The organism is Loigolactobacillus jiayinensis (assembly GCF_003946445.1).
Lineage (GTDB): Bacteria > Bacillota > Bacilli > Lactobacillales > Lactobacillaceae > Loigolactobacillus > Loigolactobacillus jiayinensis.
Genome location: NZ_RHOF01000026.1, coordinates 43,835 through 52,640, shown reverse-complemented (window position 1 = coordinate 52,640; position 8,806 = coordinate 43,835). Strand labels below are relative to the sequence as shown.

The following is an 8,806-nucleotide window of genomic DNA, read 5'->3' as shown; positions in this document are numbered from 1 at the left end:
TAAGCCATCGGAATCTGTATCGTCCTTATCATCAGATACAGCAGGATTGGTTGGATCAATATCATCAGAATCATTGACGCCATCACTGTCAGTGTCCGAGTTATCTGGGTCAGTGCCCGCTTCAGATTCGCCTTCACTATCTAGTCCATCGGAATCTGTATCGTCTTTTCCATCTGATACACTAGGGTTAGTTGGGTCAATATCATCGGAATCATTGACGCCGTCGCTGTCTGTATCAGAGTTGTCGGGGTCGGTGCCCGCTTCAGATTCGCCTTCACTATCTAGTCCATCGGAATCTGTATCGTCTTTATCATCAGATACAGCAGGATTGGTTGGGTCAATATCATCGGAATCGTTAACACCATCACCATCAGTGTCCGAGTTATCTGGGTTAGTGCCGGCTTCAGATTCGCCTTCACTATCTAAGCCATCGGAATCTGTATCGTCCTTATCATCAGATACAGCAGGATTAGTTGGATCAATATCATCAGAATCGTTGACACCATCACTATCAGTATCCGAGTTATCTGGATCAGTACCCGCTTCACTTTCTTCTTCTGAAGTCAAACCATCAGAATCTGGATCAGGATTATCTGGTACATCAGGCGTTAATGGGTCCGTATCATCGCTATCGTTTTTACCATCGCTATCGGTATCCGGATTCATAGGATCAGTGCCAATATCATTTTCTTCTGAGTTGCTTAAGCCGTCACTATCGGGATCGTCTGGAATTGATGGTGCTGCACCCTCTTCATCGTACAACACCCAAAGACTACTAACAGTCGATTGAAAAACAACATCGTTAAGTGAAATTTGGACATTCGGAGTTGCATTGTGAGAGTCTCCCTTAGGACCAGAAGTAAATGCAGTAAATTTATAGCCATTGATGTCTTCTAATGTGACTTTTCCAGCAGCGTTAGTGCCTTCTTCACCAGATATAACATAACCGCTAATTTCACCTATCATACGCCAACCTGCCGCAGTCGAGGGGTCTATGACATAATAATGGACAGTTATATTTTGCTGTACCTTAGTACCAGCCTTGGCTGCTGCACTACTAGCCACTTTCTGTGCCGCTGGTGCTGCGGCTGCGCTAGCCGTACTAGTTGCTGCACTGACCGTTGCTGAACCTGCAGCAGAGTTAGCTACACCGTCTGCGCTTAACGGATTAGTATCGGTAGCGTCATTCGTGCCATCGCCATCAGTGTCCGCCTTTTTTGCGTCGGTGCCGTTAGTTGCTTCTTGTTTATCATTCAGGCCATCACTGTCCGTATCGGCTTTGGTGGCATCAGTCCCATTAGTAAGTTCTTCTTTATCATTCAAACCATCGCCATCGGTATCGGCCTTGGTACCATCAGTCCCAGCAGTCACTTCTTCTTTATCATTTAAACCATCACCGTCCGTGTCGGCCTTGGTAACGTCGGTGCCAGCCGCAGCTTCTTCACTAGCATTCAAGCCATCATTATCTTGATCTAAATCAGTTGTAGCTGCCGCACTAGCACCAGCTTCAGTTGACTGAGCTGAAGTAGCACTGGTTGCAGCCGTACTACTCGCCGATCCGGCCGTACTATCAGTACCACCCGAGTCTGCTGTCGCAGTTACCGTTGTAGCATCAGTTGTTGCTGCAGTAACTTGAGTAGTATCCATGAACCCAATTGTTGCACCACCAATTGCCAACCCAAAAAGCATATTGAAAATCCATTTTTTACCGCTTTTACGCATTCGATAATGTAAATCTTTCCGTTCCATTTGCTGTACTAAATTATTTTTACCCACACGTTTCATATTAAATCTCCTTAGTCTTCTTTTTTAAAATACTTACGCCTTAACCATCATATCGATTTTTAAAACTTTAATTATCGTTTCTTGATTATCTTGTTTTTAATTCTAAATGTTTCTTTATATTAAAAATATCGTTTTTTCTTTTCTTATTATGAATAATTGATTTTATTTTGGAAATAAGTAAGAAAGCCTTATAATACCGGCATCAAAAAAACATGCAGGCTTAACATTATGTTTTAATGAGCGTTTAAAGGCTTATTGGTATACAGATTGGGCATTTATAAATTCAAAATTACATATTATATATTTTCTTTGTTGATATTGTGACTTTTCTGTTAACAAATGTCAGCCGGCACTAACCCCGCTATTAAAATCTGCTATTCTGATTGTTATCATTATTAATTTGATTAAATAATTGAGATAAGTTTATTAAAAATATTTTAATAAACTAGCATTAAAGTTGCGTTCTGAAAATATGTCCTTAGCAGGATTATTTAACAATCCATAGAAAAATTGCTGACATTTGCGTACCTGTAATTAAATCAGCGCTAACATTATTAATGACCATTAGCTATTATTTATGTAGAATCGGCAGATATTGAGCACAAAAAAAATCCACTCCTTTTAGCGAAGTGGATCAATCATTTAATTGGCTTAATTTAGCGATAAGAAATCATCTGATAAATAGAAAACGCAAAAACAAGCAGTAATACAATTGCTATAGCGATATAGGTACGTTCTTGCGGTAGCACAAAATCAAAGGCAAGATCATCAGTACGGCGGCGCTGTCTCTTTGCCTTGAAAATTAGCCCCTCATCAATAATGATTTGTATCGCCGGCAACAAGAAAACCTGCCACGCCGCACCAGTAGCATCGGCACGATTTGTGCTTGTAAAGTGGGTCGCGATAATTGGTGGTGCCAGAATAAAACCAATAAGCCCAGTTAACAAACTTATTAACGAAATTACGCGTAAACTGATGCTTACTTTTTTCATACGTCATAACCTCTTCGTATTATTCTAACAAAAATCCTTGCCACCGCAGCACTGCCAATAACTCACCGCGCTTTTCCGGCACCATAGCTAATCGTTGCTGAACTTGATTGGTGAATGTATCAACTCGACGATTGGCGTCGCGCAGATCATAATATTGATGAACGACCGCGTCATAGTCCGTTAACTGTGGTTCCACTGGCGTTGGTAATTGATAGCTGTTTTCAAAATGGACAAATTTTTCTGGCAGCCGTGGTTTCAACTGTGGCGCTTGATCTGGCCAGCCGATTGCTAAGCCGAGAACAGGAAAAGTCAGCTGTGGTAATTGTAAGAGATCAATCAATTTTTGCGCGTCATTTAAAATACTGCCGAGAATCACTGTCCCGAGGCCGAGGCTTTCTGCAGCGACTTCAGTGTTCTGTACCGCCAGGGTAGTATCCGACCATGCCTGCAAAAAGCGATCAGCCCCGCCGAGCTGATTTTCCGTTTTACCCATTTCTGCACCAATCTGCTGGTTACGGTGTTGATCAGCAACAAAAATAAATAAATGACCATTAGCCGCCACATATGGTTGTTTAGAGATGGCCGCAATCTGTTGTTTTTTAGCCTGGTCAGTAACGCTAATGACACTAAATGCTTGTTGAAAGTTAGAGGTCGCCGTATGCCGCGCCACAGAAACTAACTGTTCAATAATTTCCGGTGCGACTGGCTGCTTAGTGAAGGCACGAATCGTTCGGTGATCAAGTTGCTGCGCAATAGTCGACTCTTTTATCATAATGCGGACCTACTTTCAAAATTAAGATAACTTCATTATACGCCTAACAACGCCGCTTTGAGGGCACAAAAAAGCGCACCCTGACTAATGTCGACGTGCGCTCACAGTTGATGCGGCTGACTGGACTTGAACCAGCATGGAAAAAATTTTCCACTAGATCCTTAATCTAGCGCGTCTGCCATTCCGCCACAGCCGCAATTTACCAACTGTTATATTTTAGCAAATAAATGGCGCAGGCGCAATGGTTTTCATTGATTTCTAATCTTAAAATACTAATTCTAAGCTTCAATCAACAAGCCAGCTGGTGCAATCGCCAAGTTTAACCACTGCCCAGTTAACGGTAGTTGTTGTAACTCACCGAGGATCTCATCAGCTTCGTCTACCGGTACCATACTGATCACAGTGGGACCAGCACCGCTTAAATAGGTACCGCACGCGCCGACTGCGCGCGCTTTTTCGCGAATCTGTTCTAAATGCGGCACTAACTTTTCACGATAAACTTCATGAAATTGATCACGTTCCATCATGCGGCCAGCTGTTTCTAGGTCACCACGCAACACGGCGGCCACTAAAACATTAGCCGAAGAGCTGGTGGTGACGGCTGCCCGTAATGGAATTTTTTCCGGTAAAATTGCCCGACTAGCACTGGTCAATAATTCAGTGTCGGGAATATAGGTCAGTGCCCGTGCAGCAGGGAACGGCGCACTGATTGCATCAGCCTCAACTTCATCATATGTGGCCGTCACAAAACCGCCGTAAATGGCTGGTGCAACATTATCAGGATGACCTTCCAATCTAACGGCAATCTGCAATTCATCGTATTGGGTCAAATCAAGTTTGCCTAATTGATTCGCCAGCTCAATGCCGGCAATAATTGCTGACGAGCTGCTGCCTAAGCCACGTGCCAACGGAATTGCTGATTTCATGATCAAATGATGTGGTGTTAAATCAGGAATCAACGCCAGTGCCGTTTTGATGATCAGATTGTGCTCATCACTAGGCACGTCAACACCCATTTCATGCTCAATAAACCATGTAGCGCGCGGTTCCGCAATTGTTAACGTTAAATACAGCTCCAGCGCGATACCAATCGAATCAAAACCGGGGCCGAGATTGGCACTAGTTGCCGGTACCCGAATTGTTGTCATAACTATGTTTCCCCCTAGTAATCATTAATAACTAGCTAAAAAAGATCAACTTGCGACCTTCCGCCAAATACAAATAAAATTGCCGTAGCTAGTTATCTATTATGTTAAATGCGAGCGCTACAGAACTCTATAAGTTGATAATAAACTAATGTTATCCAACTTAGCAACTGCTGCAGTAATTTTAGCCAATTGTTCCAAATCGATCTCGTGTGTGATCATCACAACATGCGCAAAATCACCATCACTGGACGTCTGGATCAACTGCTTAAAACTTGCCTGTGTCTCCGCCATAATTTTGGTTAAGGTTAACATTTGACCTGGAATATCGCGCATTTTCAAGGCAAAATAGTACGCCGACTTAACTGCAGTCGCTGGCGCTAAGGCAGCACCCTGGCGGTAATTATTGAATGTGTTGCCGGTGATGCCGATACCAATATCCTTGGTCACGGAAATGATATCACTTAAAACACTATTAGCAGTAGGCAATTCCCCAGCACCTGGGCCGTAGAACATCGTTTCGCCGACAGCAGCACCCTTGACGACAACAGCATTATTTTCATTTTGCACCGCTGCTAGTGGGTTGGCCGCAGGGACGAGCGCAGGGCCAACGACAACATTAATTTTACCGTCGATTTGTTTTGCCGTCCCAATCAGTTTAATCGTATAGCCTAGACTTTGCGCTTGCTGAATGTCTTCGAGCCGAATGTTGTTGATACCTTCTACCGCAATATCATCCAAAGTCAAATTCATGCCAAAAGCGAATTGCGTCAGAATAATCATTTTATAGGCTGCATCGATTCCTTTGACGTCATTGGTTGGATCGCTTTCCGCAAAGCCAAGCTCTTGTGCTGCCTTTAATGCCGCCGCATAACTGACTTTTTTCTGATTCATTTGCGTCAAAATATAGTTAGTCGTGCCGTTAACGATCCCGCCGACTTCTAGAATTTGATCGGCAGAAAAACTGTTGACGATGGTCCGTAAAATGGGAATACCACCGGCAACACTGGCTTCATACATGAGATCACGTTGCTTTTCTTGGGCAATATCAACTAAGCGCGCCCCTTTTTGCGCAATCAAATCCTTGTTAGCCGTCACCACATGCTTACCAGCACGCAATAATTGTTCGATATAACCTTCAGCTGGATCGATGGTACCCATGACTTCAACGACGATTTGGACAGTTGGATCTTGGACCATATCAGCAATATCTGCCGTCACTGGAATATCGCCTAAGTCAACGTCCCGCTTTTTAGCTGGATTATGGACCACAACTCGTTTGATGACCAATTCACGGCCGGTAATTGCGGAAATCTTATCCTTATTATCTTGTAACAAACGCACGACACCACTACCAACGGTGCCTAAACCAAGTAAACCAATACCTATTTGTCGCATTTTTGTATCCTCCCTTGTTGGACTAATTGTAAGTGGCCGCCACACTTGCTGCACACATAACGCTGCGTGTTTAAATGCCGCCGCCGTAAATATTTTTGGCCACATTGCTGGCATTGATATTGAATCTCTGGCGCCACACGGATGGGTGCCGGCGCGTACCGACTACCACCGACTGCAACCAACCACTGTTTAAAATCACGATCACGATGCCGATATCCCCCGCCGGCTAAGTGCAAGTGATAATGACACAGTTCATGCTTCACAATACCAAGTAAAATTGACTTATCACTATCTTCCGCGAAACGCAGGTTAATGTCAATATGATGATCGGTTAAATGATAGCGGCCACCAGTTGTTTTTAAGCGCCGATTAAAATTGGCTTGATGCCGAAACGGCCGCTGAAAGTATTTCTGCGAAACTTGTTGGACATAGTGCGTTAGTTCTTGATCAGTCATTTTTCCGCGGTGGAATCATGGTCAATTGTACCCGTTCACGTTGTTGCTCAACTGACAATACCCAAACATGGACAATATCACCTACCGCGACCACCTCACTTGGATTCTTGACAAAGCGATCAGCTAATTGAGAGATATGGACCAAGCCATCGTGCTTAACGCCAATATCAACAAACGCGCCAAAATCGATCACGTTACGGACAGTCCCTTCCAGCGCCATCCCCGGCTTCAAGTCAGCAATCGATAGGACATCAGTCCGCAATAATGGCTGAGCAAAATCATCCCGCAAATCACGGCCTGGCTTGCGCAAGCCACTAACAATATCCTGCAACGTCACTAAGCCAACCTCTAATTCAGTTGCCAATTCTGGTGTTGCAGTGATTTTCTGGGCCTTACTGGTGCCAACGGTTGCCAAAGTTAACTCAAATTTAGCCAATACCTGCTTGGCTACCGCATAACTTTCTGGATGAATGTCAGTGTTATCCAAAACGTTTTTGCCGTCAATAATGCGTAGAAAACCAACTGCTTGTTCAAAAGCTTTTGGCCCCAAGCGCGGTACTTTTTTCAATTCTTGGCGCTTGGTGAAGTTACCTTGTTCATTGCGGTAAGTCACAATATTGTGTGCCGTTGTTTTACTCAAACCAGAGATATGTTCCAATAATTCTGGACTGGCCGTGTTCAAATTAACCCCGACGCTGTTAACCACATCTTCAATCACAATGTCTAATTGAGCGCTTAACTTCTTTTGCGGCACGTCATGTTGGTACTGGCCGACACCGACGGCTTTAGGATCAATCTTGATCAATTCAGCCAACGGATCTTGTAACCGGCGCGCGATGCTGACAGCACTGCGTTCTTCAACGTTAAAGTCAGGGAACTCTTCCCGCGCCACGTCACTAGCTGAATACACACTAGCGCCAGCTTCATTAACGATCACATAATAGGCTTTACGGTCTAAAGTCTTCAGTACATCAGCAACAAATTGTTCTGATTCACGACTAGCTGTCCCGTTCCCGATGGCAATCATATCAACCTTATTTTTTTCAATAAACTTTTTAAATGTTCCCGCCGCAGCTTCACGTTTAGCCATCGGTGCTGGTTTATGGGGATAGATCACCAGCTTATCGAGGAATTTACCGGTAGCATCAACGACGGCCAACTTACAACCTGTGCGGTACGCAGGGTCGAAGCCCATAACGACACGGCCTTTTAAGGGTGCTTGCAGCAACAAATTACGTAAATTAGCGCCAAAAACCGCAATCGCTTGATCAGCAGCTTGGTCGGTTAAATTAGCCCGAATTTCCCGTTCAATGGCTGGCCCAATAAACCGCTTATACGCATCAGCGATGGCCGCCTGCACATAAGCAACTGCTGGGCCGTTTTGTCCGTGAATGATGGCTTGTTCCAAATGCCATAAAATTGGCCGCGTTTCAATGGCCAAACCAGCCTTTAAGATACCCGCTTTTTCACCACGATTAACTGCCAAAACACGATGTGACACCATTTTGGCTAATGGTTCAGCAAAATCATAATAAATTGAATAAACTTGCTTTTCATCTAAGGACTTGTCCTTAGCTTGCGCGGTGAACTTGGCGTGCTTAGTCGTGAATTGGCGTACCCATTCACGGAAAGTCGCGTTATCACTGAACTCCTCAGCCAGAATTTCATGCGCACCAGCCAAAACGTCTTCCGTGGTAGCTAATTTTTTAGCTGGCTCAATGAACTGCTGCGCTTTGGCAACAACATCCGTCTGCGGGAAGGTCAACAACCATGCCGCCAGCGGAGCTAAGCCGTTTTCACGGGCAATAGTTGCTTTGGTCCGCCGCTTTTGCTTATAAGGTAAATATAGATCCTCAACTTGCTGTAGCTTGGTGGCTTTTTGAATCTGCTGCTTTAACTGCGGTGTTAACTTTTCTTGCTCTTGAATACTTTTCAGTACTTCGTTTTGCCGCTCAACTAAGCTCATTTGGTAATTGTAAGTTGTCTCAATGGCGCGAATCTGGACTTCATCTAAGTTACCAGTGACTTCCTTACGGTAACGAGCCACAAAGGGAACGGTGTTGCTATCAGTTAATAATTGTAGTGTGCTTTTAATTTGGCGTGCTTGATATTCCGGTAACCGGTCAATCGTACGTTGTAAAATTTCGTTATCCATGACGACCTCATTCTATAATTTGCTTTAACTTCTATTATACGTAGGCGAAAGTAGAAATACCAGCGTAGAGAAAAAGAGTTAGCCACAATTGCGACTAACTCCCG

At 44.1% G+C, this 8,806-nt stretch carries 7 protein-coding genes and 1 tRNA gene; all 8 read right to left on the bottom strand.

The genetic code is table 11. From position 1 onward, the window contains the following. Positions 1–1,785 (bottom strand): KxYKxGKxW signal peptide domain-containing protein (locus EKM80_RS08055; RefSeq protein WP_191985943.1); only part of this gene is annotated, 1,785 nt, incomplete at its 3' end. A gap of 656 nt (positions 1,786–2,441) precedes the next feature. After that, positions 2,442–2,777 carry a DUF1648 domain-containing protein gene (locus EKM80_RS08050; RefSeq protein WP_125552603.1) on the bottom strand — a complete coding sequence of 112 codons (336 nt, stop codon included), beginning with the start codon at positions 2,775–2,777 and terminating at the stop codon, positions 2,442–2,444. A 19-nt stretch (positions 2,778–2,796) separates the two neighbouring features. Next, positions 2,797–3,549, bottom strand: coding sequence for an NADPH-dependent oxidoreductase (locus EKM80_RS08045; protein WP_125552602.1), 753 nt, complete (start codon positions 3,547–3,549; stop codon positions 2,797–2,799). Positions 3,550–3,660: 111 nt separating this feature from the next. Then, positions 3,661–3,745: transfer RNA gene (locus EKM80_RS08040), tRNA-Leu, on the bottom strand. An 82-nt stretch (positions 3,746–3,827) separates the two neighbouring features. Beyond that, on the bottom strand, positions 3,828–4,697 hold the full coding sequence (gene thrB / locus EKM80_RS08035; protein WP_125552601.1) for a homoserine kinase: 870 nt from the start codon (positions 4,695–4,697) through the stop codon (positions 3,828–3,830). Positions 4,698–4,814: 117 nt separating this feature from the next. Continuing rightward, positions 4,815–6,092 (bottom strand): homoserine dehydrogenase, encoded by a 1,278-nt coding sequence (locus tag EKM80_RS08030; protein ID WP_125552600.1) that lies wholly within the window; start codon positions 6,090–6,092, stop codon positions 4,815–4,817. Beyond that, a complete protein-coding gene (locus EKM80_RS08025; protein WP_125552599.1) occupies positions 6,080–6,547 on the bottom strand; it encodes a SprT family protein in 468 nt (155 codons plus the stop codon). The genes EKM80_RS08030 and EKM80_RS08025 overlap by 13 nt, the downstream gene beginning before the upstream one ends. After that, positions 6,540–8,702: a Tex family protein gene (locus EKM80_RS08020; RefSeq protein ID WP_125552598.1), complete on the bottom strand. Its 2,163-nt coding sequence runs from the start codon at positions 8,700–8,702 to the stop codon at positions 6,540–6,542. Before EKM80_RS08020 ends, EKM80_RS08025 begins: the two co-directional genes overlap by 8 nt. Between the last annotated feature and the right edge of the window lie 104 nt (positions 8,703–8,806).

Coding starts and splice junctions, on each gene's coding strand:
- EKM80_RS08050 (WP_125552603.1), bottom strand. CDS start 2,777: ATGAAAAAAGTAAGCATCAGTTTACGCGTAATTTCGTTAATAAGTTTG.
- EKM80_RS08045 (WP_125552602.1), bottom strand. CDS start 3,549: ATGATAAAAGAGTCGACTATTGCGCAGCAACTTGATCACCGAACGATT.
- thrB (WP_125552601.1), bottom strand. CDS start 4,697: ATGACAACAATTCGGGTACCGGCAACTAGTGCCAATCTCGGCCCCGGT.
- EKM80_RS08030 (WP_125552600.1), bottom strand. CDS start 6,092: ATGCGACAAATAGGTATTGGTTTACTTGGTTTAGGCACCGTTGGTAGT.
- EKM80_RS08025 (WP_125552599.1), bottom strand. CDS start 6,547: ATGACTGATCAAGAACTAACGCACTATGTCCAACAAGTTTCGCAGAAA.
- EKM80_RS08020 (WP_125552598.1), bottom strand. CDS start 8,702: ATGGATAACGAAATTTTACAACGTACGATTGACCGGTTACCGGAATAT.